Source organism: Lolliginicoccus suaedae (assembly GCF_008312885.1).
Lineage (GTDB): Bacteria > Actinomycetota > Actinomycetes > Mycobacteriales > Mycobacteriaceae > Lolliginicoccus > Lolliginicoccus suaedae.
In genome coordinates, this window is the sequence record NZ_VSSO01000002.1 from 692,108 (window position 1) to 710,487 (window position 18,380).

An 18,380-nucleotide genomic window follows, 5' to 3' on the forward strand; every position below is an offset into this window, starting at 1 on the left:
CGCTCAGCCTGTGATGTTCGGGTCGAACGTGAAGATTACGTACGTGCCCAGCACGGTGATGAGCACGATCGAGATGGCCAGCAGCGTCTGCAGCCAGAAGCGGGTCGAGTCCTTGCGCGCGTAGTCATTGATGACCGTGCGCAGGCCGTTGCCCCCGTGCAGCTGCGCGAGCCACAGCATGGACAAGTCCCAGAACTGCCAGAACGGGCTCGCCCAGCGGCCAGCGACGAACGCGAAGTTGATGCGGTGCACGCCGTCGTCGAGCAGCAGCATGATCGAGATATGGCCGATGACCAGGAAGATCAGTAGCAGCCCCGAGATGCGCATGAACAGCCATGCCCACATCTCGAAGTTGTTGGTGTTGCGCCGCCGCGGGGTGCGGGGCAGCGACAACGCGGCGGGGCGATCGAACGACGTGGCCACTGTCTTGGCGGCGGGGTTCTCCGGAGAAGTCATCACAAGCTCCCGAACAGCAAGTAGAAGATGCGGCCAGAGGCGGGGATCATGATCGCGACGGAGATGGCGAGCACGATCCAGAACATGATCCGCTGGTACTTCGGCCCCTTGGACCAGAAGTCGATGAGGATCACCCGGAGGCCATTGAACGCGTGATAGACGACGGCGCCGAGCAGACCGAGCTCGAGCGTGCCGACGATAGGGTTCTTGTACGTCTCGATGACCGCGTCATACATCTCGGGGCTGACCCGGACGAGCGCGGTGTCGAGGACATGCACGAACAAGAAGAAGAAGAGTGTGACGCCTGTGATCCGATGCAGGACCCAGGACCACATGCCGGGATCGCCCCGGTATATCGATCGTGTGCGCACCACCTGCCCAGTGGCGTCTTGTGTGCTGGTCATTGAGAGCTCTGCCTCCAGTGTCATCGGTGGGCGCCGCAGGTCCCGTCAGGCGCGTCCCTGTGTTGTGTGTGTCAGCAGGGCGCTTCGCGACAGAGGTCCGGCGTGAACCTAAGCTGACACAGAGAACTGTAGTCCCTCCAGATCCGTGAGTTGCAGCCGGATATAAGGTTTTGACCTGCGGGTATTATTTAGGGTTGCCTTGCCATATTTAGTTGCATGGCCGTGGTGCACCCCGTCCCACTAACAGAAAACCCGACACGAAACCACGGTGATACCTATGGTAGCCGACTGGAAAACCCTGCGTAGCGCAGCAATCGAAACCATGCGCAACGCCTACGCCCCCTACTCGCGATTTCCCGTCGGAGCTGCGGCTACCACAACCGACGGCCGGATCATCACAGGCTGCAATGTGGAAAACATCTCATTCGGGCTCACCCTCTGCGCCGAATGCAGCGTCGTTTCCCAGCTCCACACCACTGGCGGCGGGCGCCTTGCCGCGCTCGCCTGCGTGGACAGCCGCGGCGAGTACCTCATGCCGTGCGGCCGCTGCCGCCAGCTCCTCCACGAGCACGGCGGCCCCACCATGCTCATCGGCGCCCCGGGCGGTCCCATCCCGCTCGGTGAGCTCCTCCCGCACGCCTTCGGCCCCGACGACTACGCCGCCGGGCAGCAATAGCACGCTCGCGGCCCTCTGGCTGGCCGCAGCAGCCAGCCACGCCTCCGAACCTGTCGAGAGCAAGGAACAGCAATCCATGAGCATCCACCACGACGCCGTCACCATCATCCGGGCCAAGCGCGACGGACACGCACTCACCGCCGGACAGATCGACTGGATCATCGACGCCTACACCAGCGGCGACGTCCACGACGAGCAGATGTCCGCCCTAGCCATGGCCATCCTCCTGCGCGGCATGGACCGCACCGAGATCGCCCAATGGACCCACGCCATGATCGACTCCGGCGAGCGCATGGACTTCCGGCATCTCGGCGCGCCCACCGTGGACAAGCACTCCACCGGCGGCGTCGGAGACAAGATCACCCTGCCCCTCGCGCCGCTGGTCGCCGCGTGCGGCGCGGCCGTGCCCCAGCTCAGCGGAAGGGGGCTCGGCCACACCGGCGGCACCCTCGACAAGCTCGAATCCATCCCCGGCTGGCGCGCATCCCTGTCCAATGACGAGATGATGGCCCAGCTCCGTGGCACCGGAGCCGTCATCTGCGCCGCCGGAAGCGGTCTCGCCCCCGCCGACAAGAAGCTCTACGCGCTGCGCGACGTCACCGGCACCGTCGAGTCCATCGCGCTCATCGCGAGCTCCATCATGAGCAAGAAGATCGCCGAGGGAACCAGCGCCCTCGTCCTCGACGTCAAGGCCGGTGCTGGCGCCTTCATGAAGAACCGCGACGACGCCCACGAGCTCGCCCGCACCATGGTCGACCTCGGCAACGACTCCGGCGTGCGCACCACCGCGCTGCTCACCGACATGAGCACCCCACTCGGACTCACTGCCGGCAACGCCCTCGAAGTACGCGAATCCGTGGAGGTCCTGCAAGGCGGCGGGCCCGCCGACGTCATCGAGCTCACCCTCGCACTCGCCCGCGAGATGCTCGACGCCGCAGGCATCACCGGAACCGACCCCGCCGACGCCCTCGCCGACGGCCGCGCCATGGACACCTGGAAGAAGATGATCCGGGCCCAGGGCGGCGACCCTGATGCCGAGTTGCCCACCGCTCGCGCCACCGAGACCATTGCCGCTCCCCGCAGTGGTGTCCTCACCCACCTCGACGCGATGGGAGTGGGCGTCGCAGCCTGGCGGCTCGGCGCAGGACGCCAGAAGCTCGGCGACCCTGTGCAAGCAGCCGCCGGTGTCCAATGGCATGCCCAGGTCGGCGACACCATCACCGCCGGACAACCCCTCATCACGCTGCACACCGACACCCCCGAGCGCATCCCCGCCGCGCTCGCGGCGCTCGACGGCGCATGGAGCATCGGGGAATCCGCGCCCCGACGGGTGCTCGTGCACGAGCGCATCGCCTAGGCGGGTTGGTTGGCTGCTGGGTGGTGGGGCTGGCTGCTGGCTGCTGGCTGCTGGCGCGGGTCTGCTGGAAATCTGCTGGCTAATGTCACGCGACACGCCGCGACACGACCGCGGAAACGTGACATTAGCCAGCAAATCCTGTGCGGCGCCCGGCGGCCGGTGCGAGGCGCCCGGTGCGAGGCGCGCCGGATGTCCCGGAGGTCCCAGGCGCGCAGGATTTCCCGGGCACTCGCCGTAATGCTTGGCCGTCGGCGGACCAGCCAGGCCCTAGCACCTGGGCTGACCAATCCAGGCTGCTTGTGGACAAACAATGAACCATCCACAGATCACGGCTGGAAGCCCGGTGAGGTCGGCGAGAAGCGGCACGATTGGCCTCCGTGCCAGCCATTCCAGCAGATATCCGCTACCTCCTGCACCGCCATCGTGGCGTCATCCACGCAACGGAGGCCCGTGAATCCGGGATCAGCAGACAACGCCTCGCGCGACTCGTCGCATCTGGGAAGCTGCTGCGACCCATGCCCACGATGTATGCAGACGTCGAGTCGCGGCCGAGGCTGCCACCGTGGGAGATGTTCGCCCTGTGCATGGCTGCGTTCGCGCGCAATGCGCCAGCAGGACTGCATCTCTCGGGCTGGTCCGCCGCGTGCGTGTGGGGATTGCCATCGCGAGGCTCGCCGCCCCAGCGGGTGGACGCCATCGCGCCGTCATTCGGCAGTGCTGGCGGATGGTCCTCAGGCGTGGCGCGGGTGCGCCGGGCGACGCTAACGGAACACCATCGTGACGTGGCACAAGGGGCTCGCGTAGTCAGCCTAGGTATGGCGGCGGCCACAGTGGCGCTTGATGCCCCGTTGCCGACAGCATTGATGGTGGCCGACGCGGCGGCCCGCCGGGGCGCGGATCTCACCGAGTCGGCCTCCCACCTGGCGGGCTGGAAGGGGGCGGTCCGCGCACGATGGGTCGCCGCGCACGCATCGCCTGCCGCGGAGTCTCCGCTCGAGAGCCTCGGAAGGTTCGCTGGTATCCAGGCTGGTTTGCCCGGAATGGTGCCGAATGCCTGGGTTGGCCCAGGCCATCCGCAGTTTCGCGTCGACGGCTTGTGGCCGCATCACTGGGCGGCCGTCGAGGCAGATGGTGCCGTGAAGTACAACGACCGTCCGGATGCGAATAGCATTGTCATGCGGCAGGCCGAGCGTGAGTGGATTCTTCGGAACCAGTGTGGCCTGGACCTTCTGCGGTTTGGATACCAGCACACCCAGGACCTTGATGACCTGGGCGCGCGCATGGCCGGGCTCCTCGTGCGGAATCCGGCGCGAAGGGTTCCGATGCAGTGGTGGAAGCACGAGCCGGGGAAGGGGCCGGTCGAACCGGCGCCAGAGGACTGGCCCTCTGCGGTGCCGGGTGGTGCGACGTTGCCGAGATGAGGGTTCAGGCTTGGAGGGCCGCACGCCCTTGCCGGAAATCTGCTGGCCAATGTCACGCGCCACGCCGCGACACGACCGCGGAAACGTGACATTAGCTAGCAGATGCTGGGCGGCGCCCGCCCCCGGCCCGCGATGGCCTGCTAGCGCTGGGGCGTTCCGCTACCGTCGGTGGCATGACTGCTGCACCGCTTGATCTGGCTTCGATCCGCCTGGCGCCGAAGGTGTTGCTGCATGATCATCTCGATGGTGGGCTGCGGCCGCGCACAGTGATCGAGCTGGCTGATGAGGTCGGCTACGAGGGGCTGCCGTCGCGCGATGAGGCCGAGCTCGGCGTGTGGTTCCGGGACGCTGCTGATAGCGGCTCGCTGGAGCTGTACCTGGAGACATTCGCGCACACGGTCGCGGTGATGCAGACGGCCGGCGCGCTGCGGCGGGTAGCGCGCGAATGCGTGGAGGACCTGGCTGCGGACGGAGTGGTGTACGCGGAGGTGCGGTTCGCGCCGGAGCAGCACCTCGACGGAGGCTTGTCGCTCGATGAGGTTATGGAGCAGACAATCGCCGGCTTCGAGGAGGGGATCCGCGCGGTCCGGGAGGAGCGGGGGCGCGTGATCGTCGTGCGGTGCCTGGTGACGGCCATGCGGCATGCGGCGCGGTCGCGGGAGATCGCGGAGCTGATGGTGCGGTTCCGGGACCGGGGCGCGTGCGGGTTCGACATCGCGGGCGCGGAGGCAGGGTTTCCGCCGTCGCGGCATCTCGATGCGTTCGAGTTCCTGCAGCGGGAGAACGCGCATTTCACCATTCACGCGGGGGAGGCGTTCGGCTTGCCGTCGATCCATGAGGCGGTGGCGTACTGCGGATGCGATCGGCTGGGTCACGGGGTGCGGATCATGGATGACATCGCGGTGGGCGCGGATGGCTCAGCGAAGCTGGGCCTGCTGGCGAACTATGTGCGGGACAAGCGGATCCCGCTGGAACTGTGCCCGAGCTCGAACGTGCAAACGGGCGCGGCGTCGAGCATCGCGGAGCATCCGTTCGATGCCTTGGCGCGCTTGCGGTTCCGGGTCACGGTGAACACGGACAACCGGTTGATGAGTCACACCTCGATGAGCGAGGAGATGCTGAAGCTCGTCGAGGCGTTCGGTTATGGCTGGAGCGATCTGGAGCGGTTCACGATCAACGCGATGAAGTCGGCGTTCTACCAGTTCGACAAGCGGCTGGCGTTGATCGATGACGTCATCAAGCCGGGCTACGCGGTGCTGGTCGGCTAGGTGCGGGGCGTGGTCGCCGCGAGTGTGCGAATGCCGCACGAGTGTGCGAAGAACGACAACATTTCGCGATGAAGCTGTCGTAATTCGCACACTCGCGCCCGCGCCCGAGCCCGAGCCCAAGCGCGAGTCCAAGCCCAAGCGCCAGCCACAGGACTGGCATCACATGATGCGGAGGCGGCCCTCGAGCTCGTGGATGAGGTCGCGGAACGCGGTGGCCTCGGCATCGTGGGGCGCGGAGGGGGCGAGGCGGTTCGGATCAGGATTGAGCAGGTAGGAGACGTACCAGCCGAGGGGAGTGGTCTTGGCGAGGGCGTTCTCCACCGAGTCATCGTCGGCGAAGTCGGCAGCGTCGTTGAGCAGTTCGACGGCGAGGTCGAGTTGCTCGGAGTCGACGTGCTTGGGCCCGGAGGCGAGGTCTTCGACGAGCCCGGTGAGCAGGTAGGTGTTGTCGTCGATGACGGTGATGTCGAGGGATCCGTCGGTGGCGGCAGTGGCGATCTCGGGGTAGGTGCTGATCTCGGCGAGCTCGTGGTCGTGGGGGTCGGCGAGGTAGCGGGCGAGCGCGCGGGCGGTGCGGAAGGCGTAGATGGTGCCGTCCTTGCCGAGGAAGATCGGTACGTCGTCGAGGTAGCAGCGCAGGGTGTAGAACTCATCCCGCCCATTAATGATCTTGATGGGGTCGATCCCGACGTGGGTCCAGAAGTCGTCCTCGTCCTCGCTGTCGTCTTCCTCGTCGTCGTCCTCGTCCAGCGGGTCCACGTCGTCGCTGTCGTCGGCGGCATCGTCGGCCTCGACATCGTTCTCGTCGGCAGCGAGCAGCTCGGCCTCGGCGAGCGCCACGGCCGACTCGTCGACATCAGGAGTGGTCACTGCCTCGTCGATGGCATCGAGCACGGCATCCCAGCCGTCAACGATGGCCTTGCCGATCTCGGTCCATGTCTTGGCGCCGCTCGATCCGGTGAAGGCAGCGTGACCGAGTGAGAGCTTGCCCAGCTCGGGATGCGAGTCGAAGAAATCGATCACGACGTCGAGCTCGCAGGCATCGCCGAGGTTGCGAGCCATGGACAGGACGTCATCGAGCTCCGCGACGGTCAACGCATCGGGAGTGCCTGCGGCCAGCTCCGGCACGCCCACGAGGTCGAAGAGGTGCTCGTCGTCGGGCTCGAGCTCGGCGGCGGACAATGCCTTGACGACATGCCAGGCCGGATGCTCGACAAGGTCATGGTCGTCGTCGTTGCGGATGAACGCGGCGAGCTCAGCGACTCCGTCGAACACGAAGAAGTCCTCGTCGCGCCCGAGGAAGGCCTGCCACTCGTCGTCGCCCTCGCGCCACTGCGGTACCCACAGCGTCACGACGTCGCCGTCGGTCAGGCCAAGCTCGATGGGGACGATGTCTCCTGCCATGCGCACAGCCTAACCATCGGTCGCGCCGAAAGCACGGCCCAGCTCGGCGTAGCGCGCGAGCCGTGATTCCGCGGCGGCCGCGGCGGCCCGGTTGGTGGCCTCGAGGATCAGTTCCGACACCTCGCGCGCGGGGAGGCGCGTCACGGCATCGGCGATCTCGAGGGCGACGAGCTTGCCCTGTGCTGATACCTCGGCGACGATCTGGCCATCGGCGCTCTCGCCGCGCCCGCGCAGGGTGGCGAGCCCGGACAGGGCATCGTCGAGGGCATCACGCTGGGCCTGGGCCCGCTGGAGCGTCTCCGCGAAATCGATCACCGGGTGATTCCCATCTTGTCGAGCATGGTCGCGGCGGACGCTGGTCCCTGGAGCTTGGCAAGCTCCGCGGCGGTGGGCAGCCCTACTGCATCGAGGGTGCGGCGGTCGATGCCGAGGGCTGCGAGCTCCTGGCGCGACCGGACCCCGCCGGCCACCGCGGCCCCGTGGCATTGCCGCAGGATCTCTGCGGCGAGCTGCTTCCCACCGAGTCGCAATGCCGTGTGCGACAGCTCGATGCGCGTGGGCAGGCCATTGTCGTCCGCGCTCACCGTGACCCCGTTCATGCGGTCGGCCTATAGACGCCGTAGAACGCTTGCCCCAGGTTGTCCGTGCGGATGGGGGACACGCTCACCGGGTTCCCTGCTTCCACCATCTGTCCGTTGCCGAGGGCCATCGCGACATGGCCGTCCCACACGACGAGATCACCGGCCATCGCTTGGTCGACGGCCACGGGGGTGCCGACGCTCTGCTCCTGGGCGAGCCGGGGGATCTCGACGCCGCTCTCTCCGTAGGCCCACTGGGTGAGGCCGCTGCAATCGAACCCGGAGCCCGGCGAGGTGCCGCCCCACACATAGGGAACGCCCTGCTGGCTGAGCGCGTTGCGCACCGCAGCGGCGGCCTCGGGCGTCGGCGCTACCGTGGTGCTTCCGTCCGGCAGCTGAACGGTGGTGCCGCCAGTGAAGTCGCTGCTGCCACCGTCGGAGGCGAGCGAGACGGAGGCACCGTCGGAGCCCATCGACGGACCGAAGGCACTCATCGCCGACATGGCCGACTGCCCAGCGCCGCTCCCGGGCAGCGCGGGCATGCCGCTGCCGATCGCGTCGAGGTTCCCGGAAGCCTCGCTGAGCTCGGTGCTCAGCCGGATCACCACATCGATAGCGCGCGAGAGGTGATCGAGGGCCTCCTTGAGCAGGACGAGCTGCCCGATGGGATTGCTCAGCAATGCCTTGGAGTTCTGCAGCACGGCGACGAACGAGGCGCCGATCAGGGCGAGATCACCCACCCCGCGCAGGATCGCCTCGAGCGCGGCGAGCCAGTTGACGCTGAGCTCCTGCCCATCCTGGGCGAGCACATCGGTGGCGGTGGTGATGTCGCGCGAGGCGTTCGCGGCGGCCTCCGCGGCGATGCCTTGCCAGGCAGGCTCGATCTGCTTGACCGCGCTCATGCCCGCGTCGCCCACCTGCTGCAGCGTGGTGGAGACCCGCGAGAACTCCGCCACCGGGTCGGCGCCCGGGACGATCCCCGTGCCGAGGGTGGCGGCGAGATCGTCGAGCGGCTTCTTCAGCAGCATCACGTCGATCATCAGGCCAGCCCTCCTGCCTGGGCGAGGCGGGCAGCGCTATCGGCATCGCCACGCCGGTACAGATCGGCAGCGTGGTGCGCGGCATCGGCATTGTGGGCGCATGCCGCGCTCGTGGCGGCGACATTGTGCCGGTAGCGCTCCTGCGCGGCGGCATAGGCAGCGAGGAAGCCTGCTCCGATCGGTCCGAGGGCGTTCGTCGCGATCTCTGGCCGCAAGGCAGCGACGGTATCGGCGAGCCCGGCGATCTCCTGTGATTGCTGCGCGAGCCGCCGGCCGAACTCGTCGATGCCAGCGGGGTCCGCGGTAATCCCGGTCATGGCGCATCACCTTTCTCTATCCGCGCCGCAGTGGCGCGCTGATCGCAAATTGGTCGCTACAAGAAACATGGACGCATCGCGGTACCCGTTTGGTTCCCGAGGGGCCGAAAAAAGTTCGAATGTCTCATCCGGCGGCCGCGACCGGTGCGCGGAGGGCGGAACCGATAGGCTCGTTTCTCATGGAGACACGGGTCGTTGATCATCCGCTCGCTGCTGTCCGGCTCACGACGCTGCGCGATGCCCGCAGCGACCGAGCGGTGTTCCGATCAGCCTTGCGCGAGCTCACCCAGATGCTGATCTATGAAGCGATGCGCGATGCCCGCACCGAGGCATTCGATGTGGCGACCCCGGTAGCGACCGCCCAGGGGGAGCGGCTGGCCACGCCTCCGCTGCTGGTTCCGGTCCTGCGGGCCGGGCTGGGCATGGTCGACCAGGCGAGCTTGATGGTCCCCGAGTCGCAGACCGGCTTCGTGGGCATGGCGCGCGATGAGCACACCCACGAGCCGCGCCCCTACCTCGAGGCACTGCCGGCGGATCTCGCTGGCCTGCCCGTGTTCGTGCTCGACCCGATGCTGGCGACTGGTGGCTCGCTGCTGCACACGCTGGAACTGCTCGTCCAGCGGGGGGCCACCGATATCACTGCGGTGTGCGTGGTGTGCGCGCCAGAAGGGCTACAGGCCCTGGAGAAGTCGGGCTTCCCGGTGCGCGTGGTCACTGCTGCCGTCGATGACCGGCTCAATGACGACGCGTTCATCGTGCCCGGCCTCGGTGATGCTGGTGATCGCCAGTTCGGGCCGCGCTACATCTAGCCAGCCCAGCCATCCAGCCAGCCCCGCTAGAGCTCGCGGGCAAACCCGCGCCCGTGCTCGAGGGTTTCCTCTGCCCGTGCGCGAGCCGCATCGAGGTTGCCGCCGACGACGTCAGCGACGGCCTGCAGATAGCACTTGAGCTTCGGCTCGGTGCCCGAGGGACGTACGACGATGCGCAGGTGATCGGTGCGCAGGATCACCGCATCGGTGCGGCGCTGCCCGCGCGCGGCGTGCAGGTCCTCGACGGTCACTGGCTCCCCGCCTAGCTGTGTGGGCAGCGCCTCGCGCAGTCGTTGCATGGCCGCGGTGATCTCGTCGAGATCCTCGAAGCGGCGCGATACCTGGTCGGTGACGTGCACGCCATGCTCGGCGGCGAGCCGGTCGAGCTCGTCGAGGAGGGTGCGTTGGTCGTGCTTGAGCCGGGCCACGAGGTCGCACATGGCGATGGTGGCGGAGATGCCGTCCTTGTCGCGGACGTGCGCGGGGTCCACGCACAGGCCGATCGCTTCCTCGTAGGCGAACACGAGCCCCTGCCCTGCGCGGACGAGCCACTTGAACCCGGTGAGGGTCTCGGCGTAGCGGGCGCCATGCGGGGCGGCGATGCGGCCGAGCATGCTCGAGGAGACGATGGTCGTGGCGACGAGGCGATCGCCGCTGGTCGCGGAGAGGATGTCGTCGCCGAGCAGTACTCCGGCCTCGTCCCCGCGCAGCATCCGCCAGCCAGTGGGGCCGGGCACGCCCACCGCGCACCGGTCGGCGTCCGGGTCCAGCGCGATGGCGACGTCCGCGCCGATGGAGCGGGCGAGATCGAGCAGCAGATCGGTGGCTCCCGGCTCCTCGGGGTTGGGGAACGCCACGGTGGGGAAGGCAGGGTCGGGGGTGAACTGCTGCTCAACGACGTGCACATCGGTGAATCCCGCGCGGCGCAGTGCTTCCACGGCGATCTCGCCGCCTACGCCGTGCAGGGGGGTCAGCGCGATGCGCGTGTCCCGGGCGGTGCCACGCGGCAAGGCGGCGACCGTCGCGAGGTACTGCTCGACGAGCTCGGCGCCCGATGGCTCGACGGGGGCGCGCGGGATCGAGCGGGCCGGGCCCACGCGCGCGATGGCGGCCTCGATCTCCCGGTCGGCGGGGGAGACGAGCTGCGCGCCACCGTCGAGGTAGAGCTTGTAGCCGTTATCGGCGGGAGGATTGTGCGATGCGGTGATCTGCACGGCCGCGGCGGCGCCGGTGGCGCGGCAGGCATGCGCGAGCACTGGCGTGGGCAGCGCGCTGGGCAGCAGCGTCACGGCGAACCCCGCGGCGGCGAGCACCTCGGCGGCGGCGCGGGCGAACTCCGCGGAGCCGTGGCGGGCGTCGCGGCCGACGATGATGCGGGAACCACCGAGGCAGCGGTCGTGCAGCCAGGCGGCGACGCCCGCAGTGGTGCGGGTAACGACGGCGACGTTCATCCCGTTGGGCCCGGCCCGGACGGGACCGCGCAGGCCGGCGGTGCCGAACGCGAGGGGAGCGGAGAACCGGTCCGCGAGCTCGGCGGCGGGCAGGCCAGTGAGCTCGGCGCGGGTCGCTGGGTCGGGGTCGTCGTCGATCCAGCGGGCCACGGCGTCCTGCAAGGCCGGCGGCGCTATCCCAGCGGGGGGTGTCCCAGCGCTCGAGGTCACAGCCGCGCGACGAGCTTGTGCAGGAGAGTGCCCATGCACTGGGCGGAGGCGCGGCCAGCGTCGAGGACTTCCTGGTGATCGAGCGGCTCGCCGGTGATCCCGGCGGCGAGGTTGGTCACCAGCGAGATCCCGAGCACCTCGGCGCCCTCGGCGCGCGCGGCAATGGTCTCGTGGACGGTGGACATGCCAACGAGGTCCGCGCCCATCGTGCGCAGCATTCGGATCTCGGCGGGCGTCTCGAAGTGCGGGCCGGGCATCCCGGCGTAGACGCCTTCCTCGAGGCCAGGCTCGATCTCCTGCGCGATCGCCCGCAATCGGGGGGAATAGGCATCGACGAGGTCGATGAACGTGGATCCGACGAGCGGCGAGCGGCCGGTGAGGTTGATGTGGTCGCTGATCAGAACGGGCTGGCCGACCTCCATCCCATCGCGCAGCCCCCCGGCCGCATTGGTGAGGATGAGTGTGCGGGCCCCGGCCGCGCAGGCGGTGCGCACGGCATGGACGACGGTGGCGAGCGGATGTGCCTCGTAGGCATGCGCGCGGCCGAGCATCGCCAGCACATGGGTGCCCTCGACATCGAACGAGCGGATCTCGCCGCCATGCCCGGCCGCGGTGGGCGCGGCGAACCCCGGCAGCTCCGGCATGGGGATCGTCGCGGTGGGGGCGCCCAGCACGGAGACCGCGGGCGCCCATCCCGAGCCGAGCACGACCGCGATGGGGTGCTCGGCGATGCCGGTGCGCGCCGCTATGGAGTTGGCGGCGGATCGGGCGACGACGTGGGGGCTGTCGATGTTTCGCACGCCCACCACCCTAGCGGCGATCAACCCGTGCTGTGGTGCCTACCGGGCGAGGGGCACGATCATCAGGGGGCATTGCACGCTGTGGGTGAGCGCGCGGGAGGTGGAGCCGAGCATCATGCTCGCGAACCCGCCCCGGCCGCGGCTGCCGACGACGACCAGCCCGGCGGCGGCCGAGAGGTCGGTGAGGTAGCGGACGGGCCGGTCCTTGACGACGAGGCGGCGCACCTCGACGTCGGGATACTGCTCGCCGAGGCCAGCGAGGGACTCGGCGAGGCGTGCCTCCTCCTCGCTGATGAGGTCCTCCCAGGGCAGGCCCTGGTGCAGGGAGAGGGCCTTGGGCAGGGCGGTGTCGCTCCAGGCGTGGACGGCGATGAGCTCGGCGCCGCGCAGCGATGCCTCGTGGAACGCGGTCTCCACGGCGGGGCGGTTCTGCTCGGAGCCGTCCACGCCGACGACGACGGGGGCGGCGGGCGTGGTGTCCCATCCGGCGGGGAGCTCCTGGATGATGACCATGGTCGAGTGCACATGCTGGATCACGGATTGGGTGACCGACCCGATGAGGCTGGCGCGGAACGCGGAGATGCCGCGGGAGCCCATGACGAGCATGTGGGCATTCTTGGACTCGGTGATGAGGTCGACGTGCGCGAACCCGGTGAGGACCTCGCTGTCGACGTCGGTGCAGCCGCTCTCCTTGGCGGTGCGCACCGCGTCGGCGAGCCGTGCCTCGGCGTGGCGGGTGGATTCGGCGATGTAGGTGGAGGGGATGGCGAAGTCGCCCCAGTACTGCGGGGGTCCATCGAGGGCGGTGACGATGCGCAGGGGCAGCTTGCGGAGGCGGGACTCGCGAGCTGCCCAGCGGACGGCGTTGGTGGCGCTGGTGGATCCGTCGATGCCGACGATGATGGGCTGGGGAACAGGCATGGCCGTGGTCCTTTCCGTGCGGTTGCCGGGGGTGCTCCTACCAGCTTCCCGCTAGCAGGTGCCGCGCGGTAGGGCCACAGGTCACTGGCGCGCGAGTGACTTATGGCACCGCGCGGCAGCCTGCCCGTCAGTCGGGGAGCGGGGCGGACCAGTGGATCGTGGTGCCGCGGCCCGGCGCGGAGTCGATGGTGCAGGTACCGCTGCATTCGGTGGCGCGTGCCTCGAGGTTGGTTAGTCCGCTTCGGCGTCCCGTGCTGCTGATGCCGGTGCCATCGTCGCTGATGGTGAGATCGAGATCGTCGGCCACGGAGACCTTGATGCTCACGCTCGACGCGCCGGAGTGCCGCACGACATTGGTGACGGCCTCGCGGATCACCGCGATCGCATGATTGGCGAGGTTCTCCCCGACGACCGAGGTAGGACCGGAGACGTTGAGGGCGTGGGTTATCTCGGAGGCATGGGTGACCTCGGAGACGACCTCGTGGATGCGATGGCGCAGCGTGGTGGTGGGGGTGCCGGCGCGGGAATGCAGGTCGAAGATCGCGGTGCGGATGTCCAGGATGATGTCGTGCAGGTCGTCGACGAGCACGTTGAGGCGGTCGCGCACCTCGGGGCTCTTGGTCCGTGGGAGGGTGCCTTGCAGGCTCAGCCCGGCGGCGAAGAGCCGCTGGATGACGTTGTCGTGCAGGTCCCTGGCGATCCGATCCCGGTCAGACAGCACGGACAGCTCGCGCCGTTCCTTCTGCGCGACAGCGAGGGTCAGCGCGAGGGCGGCGTGGTCAGCGAACGACGCCATCATGGTGATGTGGCGTTCCTCGAAGGAGGTCTTGTCATCACCGCGCATCATCACGAGCACGCCGCTGACGTTGCCTCCGGTGCGCAGCGGCACGACGATCGCCGGACCGGGCCGCGCACCCGGCGTCTCGAGGGCGGGGTGGGCGAAGTGGTCGCTGCTCAGTGGGCTCTGCTCGACGAATGCTCGCGCGGGCAGCGAGCCATCGAGGGAGATGGACCGCTGCAGCGCGCCCGTCGACCCAGCACCGGAGGCGACCGCCACGATCAACGAGTCCGTGTCCTCGAGCGGGAGGTCCGGGTCGTCGGGGATGGCGAGGAAGGCGTGGTCGGCGTAGGTGAGGTCCCGCGCGAGGTCGGCGACGAGCTGCAGGGTGTGGGAGGGGTCCGAGCCGCCGAGGAGGTCGTTGCTGATCTCGTTGAGCGCCTCGAGCCAGCGCAGCCGGTCGCGGGATTCCTCGTAGAGACGGGCGTTCTCGATGGCGATGCCCGCCGCGGACGCGAGGAGCTGCACGATGATCTCGTCATCGTGGGAGAACTGCGCGCCGTCCTCCTTCTCGGTGAGGTAGAGGTTGCCGAAGACACGGTCGCGGATGCGGATGGGCACCCCGAGGAAGGACCGCATCGGCGGATGGTCCACGGGGAACCCGACCGAGGCCGGATGCTCCGAGAGGTCCGCGAGGCGGATCACTTGCGGCTCGTCGAACAGCAGGCCAAGAATGCCCAGGCCCTCGGGCAGGTGGCCGATCCGTGCGGCCTCGGTGTCGCTGATGCCCTCGTAGATGAATCGGGACAGCTTGGTCCCCGAGCCACGGATGCCGAGCGCCCCGTAGCGCGCCCCGGTCAGCCGGATTCCTACGCTCACCACCCTGTGCAGCGTGTCCTCGAGCCGGAGGCCGGTGGAAACCTCGAGCATCGCCTCGAGCAGCCCCTCGAGGTGGTCGCGGGCCCGGCTCAGGTTGTCGAGCTGGTTGCGCAGATCGCTGATCACCCCATCGGCGGGAGGGATCCTGCTGCGGCCTGGGTTCGGTGGCGGCTGGTTCACGGTGCGTGGATTCCGCTTCCTTGTCGGTCGGTTATGGCTGCTTGGGCTTCTTCAGGCGCGTGGCGAGCACCGCCGCCTGTGTCCGGCGCTCGACACCGAGCTTCGCGAGCAGGCGCGACACATAATTCTTGACGGTCTTCTCCGCGAGGAACATCCGCGCAGCGATCTGCCGGTTCGTCAGGCCCTCCCCGAGCAGCTCGAGCAGGGTCAGCTCCTGGTCGGTCAGGGTCGGGAACGGGCTCGCGTCCTGCGCGCCGTCCCGCAACCGGGCCATCAGTGCCGCTGCCGCGCGGTTGTCGAGCAGCGACTTGCCCTCGGCCACATCGGTGATCGCCTTGGTCAGGTCCATGCCCCGGATGTCCTTGATGACGTAGCCAGCTGCCCCGGCGAGGATCGCATCGACCATCGCCTGCTCGTCGGTGAACGACGTCAGGATCAAGCACTTCAAGGAAGGATCGGCCGATTTGAGATCGCGGCACAGCTCGATGCCGTTGCCGTCCGGCAGCCGCACATCGAGCACCACCACGTCCGGCCGGGCCGCGGGGATCCGCGCGAGGGCCTGCGCGCACGACCCTGCCTCGCCCACGACATCGAGGCCCGGGTCCGAGCTGATCAGGTCGACAAGCCCGCGCCGGACGACCTCATGGTCATCGACCAGGAACACTGTATGCATCGTGGCTCCTCACACCCTGTGTCTCTCATCGTAACGTGGGACCATTGGCCGATAATGAGGGTTCCAAAGCCCCTCGGAATTCACTCATGGATGCAGTGTCATGGAGATATGGCTGCTGCGGGAACGAAAGGCACACGATGAACCAGCCCGACCCGAAGGCGCGCACCTCCAGCGGAGGAGCCGCCCGCCGTCGCGCGCCCATCGCGGTTGTCGTCGATGGCAGCGCGGAATGCCATGCCGCGATCGCCTGGTCCGCCCGGGAGGCCGCCATGCACGGCACCAGCATCCAGCTGGTCCACTCGCGCGGCTCGGTGCGCAACCGTTCCGGCAAGGCGGTATTCGCCGATGCACGCGCTGCGCTGGGCAGCACCCCGGGCATCGCGGGTGTCGAGATCACCGAGATCGCGACAGGAGGGCTGCTGGGCTCGGGATTCGTCCCCATCACTGCCCGCGCGCACATGCTCGTGATCGCCGCGGGCTCCGTCCAGGGCCAGCGCACCAGGCTCGGTGCCCCCTACCCGGCGCTGCTCGCGGCCAAGGCCAAGTGCCCCGTGGTGGTCATCCCGCGCGACATGACCGATGAGGGCCATGTCGTGGTGGGGGTTGATGGCGCCGGGAGCAGCGAGGATGCGATCGCGGTCGCCTTCGAGGAGGCCGCGGGCCGGGGCGTGGCGCTCAAGGCCGTGCACACGTGGAACGACTTCCAGCTCAGCACTGCCATCGCCGACGACACCGACCTGCCCTGGGACGCGGTGGAGACCGGCGAGAAGGTCGTGCTCTCCGAGCGCCTCGCGGGCTGGCGGGCCCGCTTCCCCGATGTGCCGGTCATCGAGATCGTCACGAAGGACAGCCCCGCCCGGCAGCTCGCCCACCAGTCGCGCGGCGCGGCGCTCCTCGTCATCGGCAGCCATGGCCGCGGTCCTATCTCGGGGCTTGTATTCCGTTCCACCAGTGAATCACTCATGTATGCGTCCCGCTGCCCGCTCGTGGTGGTGCGGAAGGGATTGCGCGAGGAAAGGTAGGCATCATGTCCGCGACAACACGTGCAGCGATCATCACGGGGGCAGCCCGGGGGATAGGCGCAGCGACAGCGGAAGCCCTGCACGCGGCAGGCATGCACGTGATCATCGCGGACGTTCTCGATGAGGAGGCCAGGGCGCTCGCGGAGCAGCTCGGTGACCGGGCCGAGCACATCCACCTCGACGTGCGGGACGAGCACCAGTGGCAGGAGGCTGCTCGTCTCGCGGAGAGCCGCGGACCGCTCGGCGCGCTCGTCAACAACGCGGGCATCCTGCGGTTCGGCACCATCGAGGAGCAATCCGTCGAGGATTTCCGCCTCGTTCTCGATGTGAACCTCATCGGTGCGTGGCTGGGCATCCGTGCCTGCGCGGCGCAGCTGCGCGCCAGCAAGGGCGTCATCGTCAACATCTCCTCCACCGCGGGCCTCGCTGGTTATTCCGGCATCGGCGCGTACGTAGCCAGCAAGTGGGCGTTGCGCGGGCTCACCAAGACCGCCGCGCTCGAGCTCGCCGAGAGCGGAGTGCGGGCGTGCAGCATCCACCCCGGGCCCATCCGCACTCCCATGACCGCGGGTTTCGACGATGCGGTGGTCGCGGGGCAGCCCATCCCGCGGTTCGGCGAGCCCCGCGAGGTCGCCGACATGGTGGACTTCCTCGTCCATCGGGCCACCTACTCCACGGGCACGGAGTTCGTCGTCGACGGCGGAGCGCTCACCGGCACGGTGCTTGATCTGCCGGAATAGGAGCCGCCTGGCTCAGCCCCGCAGGATCTCGTCGAGAGGGCGGCGACCGGTCTCGGGCGGCATGGCGGGGTCGAGGCGCTCGCCGATGCGGATGACGACCTGCGGGTAGCGATACATCTCGTCCGCGCTCTCCGTGGCTTCCCGGACGATCGCGCGGCTCTCCTCGAGCTCGGTGACATGCGTTACTGGGCAGGCGCCCAGCCGCTCGGTCGTGGCGGCGAGCAGCATCGCGGACATGGCCTCGCCGCAGCGCAGCCAGTCCTCGGCCGCGTCGCCGCTGGTGCTCAGCACGAACAACGTGGCCTGGTCGTCATGCCCGTGATCGCTGGTGAGGGTGCCCGCGGGGAAGTCCCGGCCCGAGGGCACGGTCGGCTTGGTGCCGCTCGAGACGAGCGAGGAGCGCGGCACGCCCTCGAACAGGCGGTAGTGGCCGCTCCACCAGGAAAGCTCGCGCTGGTACGGCTCGTCGTGGAGGCGCTGGGCGAGCGCGACCTCCGAGGCGCGGCGGAACGCGTCCCGGCCGCTGCCAGTGATCGCCACTGCGGAGACCTCATCGTCGTGGTACGAGGCGCGGATCTGCTCGATCGCCTCGGTGCTCAGCGCGCCGAGGGGGCGGCGGTCGCTGCGCCGCTCGAGGATCGCCTTGGCCAGTGCCCGGTTCCGCTCGTCGACATAGCGCGCGCGGGCAACGGTGACCGTGGCGAGGTGCTGCGGGTCCTCGGGGTCCGGCATGCGGTCGATCGTGGCGTCGTAGCCGGAATCGTGCAGGTTGACGCACAGGTGGTGGAGCATCGCGCCGCAGCTGATGATCATCTGCCGGCCCGTGGGATCGGCCACCTGCATCTGCCGATCGGGGTCGGCGAACAGCTCGAGGCGGTCGCCGTTCAGCGTCCATGACCACGGTTGCGTGTTGTGGACGGACGGCGCGCGGGAGGCTGCCGCGACTGCGTTGCGCAGGATCCGTTCCTGCATGGACTGCTCATCGGTCATGGCCCG

At 68.7% G+C, this 18,380-nt stretch carries 20 protein-coding genes and 1 pseudogene; 8 read left to right on the forward strand and 13 right to left on the reverse strand.

The window, feature by feature from the left end; translation table 11 throughout:
- Positions 1–3 precede the first annotated feature (3 nt).
- Together FXO18_RS08815 and sdhC are read right to left on the reverse strand one after the other, a co-directional pair.
- Positions 4–456: a succinate dehydrogenase hydrophobic membrane anchor subunit gene (locus FXO18_RS08815; protein ID WP_149360679.1), complete on the reverse strand. Its 453-nt coding sequence runs from the start codon at positions 454–456 to the stop codon at positions 4–6.
- On the reverse strand, positions 456–860 hold the full coding sequence (sdhC, locus tag FXO18_RS08820; protein ID WP_149360680.1) for a succinate dehydrogenase, cytochrome b556 subunit: 405 nt from the start codon (positions 858–860) through the stop codon (positions 456–458). The genes FXO18_RS08815 and sdhC overlap by 1 nt, the downstream gene beginning before the upstream one ends.
- Positions 861–1,137: 277 nt before the next feature.
- Here sdhC and FXO18_RS08825 point away from each other — a divergent pair, with 277 nt between their 5' ends.
- The 5 genes and pseudogenes from FXO18_RS08825 to FXO18_RS08840 all read left to right on the forward strand — a co-directional run bounded on the left by FXO18_RS08825 (position 1,138) and on the right by FXO18_RS08840 (position 5,582).
- The gene (locus FXO18_RS08825; RefSeq protein ID WP_407936456.1) at positions 1,138–1,536 is read left to right on the forward strand and encodes a cytidine deaminase; all 399 of its coding nucleotides are present in this window, start codon (positions 1,138–1,140) and stop codon (positions 1,534–1,536) included.
- 76 nt (positions 1,537–1,612) lie between these two features.
- A complete protein-coding gene (locus FXO18_RS08830; protein WP_149360681.1) occupies positions 1,613–2,893 on the forward strand; it encodes a thymidine phosphorylase in 1,281 nt (426 codons plus the stop codon).
- Between the two features lie 377 nt (positions 2,894–3,270).
- Positions 3,271–3,396: pseudogene (locus tag FXO18_RS16250) on the forward strand (type IV toxin-antitoxin system AbiEi family antitoxin domain-containing protein); the annotation flags it as partial.
- 312 nt (positions 3,397–3,708) lie between these two features.
- Positions 3,709–4,314: a hypothetical protein gene (locus FXO18_RS16070; protein ID WP_235900540.1), complete on the forward strand. Its 606-nt coding sequence runs from the start codon at positions 3,709–3,711 to the stop codon at positions 4,312–4,314.
- Positions 4,315–4,487: 173 nt separating this feature from the next.
- Positions 4,488–5,582 carry an adenosine deaminase gene (locus FXO18_RS08840; protein WP_149360683.1) on the forward strand — a complete coding sequence of 365 codons (1,095 nt, stop codon included), beginning with the start codon at positions 4,488–4,490 and terminating at the stop codon, positions 5,580–5,582.
- 159 nt (positions 5,583–5,741) lie between these two features.
- Here the strand turns inward: FXO18_RS08840 and FXO18_RS08845 are convergent, their stop codons facing one another.
- The 5 genes from FXO18_RS08845 to FXO18_RS08860 are packed head-to-tail and all read right to left on the reverse strand — an operon-like array spanning position 5,742 to position 8,921.
- Positions 5,742–6,986 (reverse strand): primosomal protein, encoded by a 1,245-nt coding sequence (locus FXO18_RS08845; protein ID WP_149360684.1) that lies wholly within the window; start codon positions 6,984–6,986, stop codon positions 5,742–5,744.
- Between the two features lie 9 nt (positions 6,987–6,995).
- Positions 6,996–7,301 (reverse strand): YbaB/EbfC family nucleoid-associated protein, encoded by a 306-nt coding sequence (locus FXO18_RS15920; RefSeq protein WP_187774262.1) that lies wholly within the window; start codon positions 7,299–7,301, stop codon positions 6,996–6,998.
- The gene (locus FXO18_RS15925; RefSeq protein ID WP_187774263.1) at positions 7,298–7,585 is read right to left on the reverse strand and encodes a hypothetical protein; all 288 of its coding nucleotides are present in this window, start codon (positions 7,583–7,585) and stop codon (positions 7,298–7,300) included. The genes FXO18_RS15920 and FXO18_RS15925 overlap by 4 nt, the downstream gene beginning before the upstream one ends.
- A complete protein-coding gene (locus FXO18_RS08855; protein ID WP_149360686.1) occupies positions 7,582–8,604 on the reverse strand; it encodes a C40 family peptidase in 1,023 nt (340 codons plus the stop codon). Before FXO18_RS08855 ends, FXO18_RS15925 begins: the two co-directional genes overlap by 4 nt.
- Positions 8,604–8,921 carry a type VII secretion target gene (locus FXO18_RS08860; RefSeq protein WP_149360687.1) on the reverse strand — a complete coding sequence of 106 codons (318 nt, stop codon included), beginning with the start codon at positions 8,919–8,921 and terminating at the stop codon, positions 8,604–8,606. Before FXO18_RS08860 ends, FXO18_RS08855 begins: the two co-directional genes overlap by 1 nt.
- 179 nt (positions 8,922–9,100) lie before the next feature.
- Here FXO18_RS08860 and upp point away from each other — a divergent pair, with 179 nt between their 5' ends.
- Positions 9,101–9,730: a uracil phosphoribosyltransferase gene (gene upp, locus FXO18_RS08865; RefSeq protein ID WP_149360688.1), complete on the forward strand. Its 630-nt coding sequence runs from the start codon at positions 9,101–9,103 to the stop codon at positions 9,728–9,730.
- A 26-nt stretch (positions 9,731–9,756) separates the two neighbouring features.
- On the opposite strand, the gene FXO18_RS08870 is transcribed toward upp, so the two are convergent.
- The 5 genes from FXO18_RS08870 to FXO18_RS08890 form a co-directional block, all read right to left on the reverse strand.
- Entirely contained in the window at positions 9,757–11,343 is a 1,587-nt protein-coding gene (locus tag FXO18_RS08870) for a phospho-sugar mutase (RefSeq protein ID WP_149360689.1), read from the reverse strand.
- 44 nt (positions 11,344–11,387) lie between these two features.
- The gene (locus FXO18_RS08875; protein ID WP_235900541.1) at positions 11,388–12,191 is read right to left on the reverse strand and encodes a purine-nucleoside phosphorylase; all 804 of its coding nucleotides are present in this window, start codon (positions 12,189–12,191) and stop codon (positions 11,388–11,390) included.
- 39 nt (positions 12,192–12,230) lie between these two features.
- Positions 12,231–13,112, reverse strand: coding sequence for a universal stress protein (locus tag FXO18_RS08880; RefSeq protein WP_149360690.1), 882 nt, complete (start codon positions 13,110–13,112; stop codon positions 12,231–12,233).
- 127 nt (positions 13,113–13,239) lie between these two features.
- Positions 13,240–14,949: a sensor histidine kinase gene (locus FXO18_RS08885; protein WP_149360691.1), complete on the reverse strand. Its 1,710-nt coding sequence runs from the start codon at positions 14,947–14,949 to the stop codon at positions 13,240–13,242.
- A 31-nt stretch (positions 14,950–14,980) separates the two neighbouring features.
- Positions 14,981–15,622 carry a response regulator transcription factor gene (locus FXO18_RS08890; RefSeq protein ID WP_149360692.1) on the reverse strand — a complete coding sequence of 214 codons (642 nt, stop codon included), beginning with the start codon at positions 15,620–15,622 and terminating at the stop codon, positions 14,981–14,983.
- Positions 15,623–15,759: 137 nt separating this feature from the next.
- Between FXO18_RS08890 and FXO18_RS08895 the strand changes: the two genes are divergently transcribed.
- Positions 15,760–16,644 (forward strand): universal stress protein, encoded by an 885-nt coding sequence (locus tag FXO18_RS08895; protein WP_187774264.1) that lies wholly within the window; start codon positions 15,760–15,762, stop codon positions 16,642–16,644.
- Between the two features lie 5 nt (positions 16,645–16,649).
- Positions 16,650–17,384, forward strand: a complete 735-nt coding sequence (locus tag FXO18_RS08900; RefSeq protein ID WP_149360694.1) for an SDR family oxidoreductase — start codon at positions 16,650–16,652, stop codon at positions 17,382–17,384.
- 12 nt (positions 17,385–17,396) lie between these two features.
- Here FXO18_RS08900 and FXO18_RS08905 read toward each other — a convergent pair whose 3' ends face one another.
- On the reverse strand, positions 17,397–18,374 hold the full coding sequence (locus FXO18_RS08905) for an Acg family FMN-binding oxidoreductase (protein ID WP_187774265.1): 978 nt from the start codon (positions 18,372–18,374) through the stop codon (positions 17,397–17,399).
- Positions 18,375–18,380 lie beyond the last annotated feature (6 nt).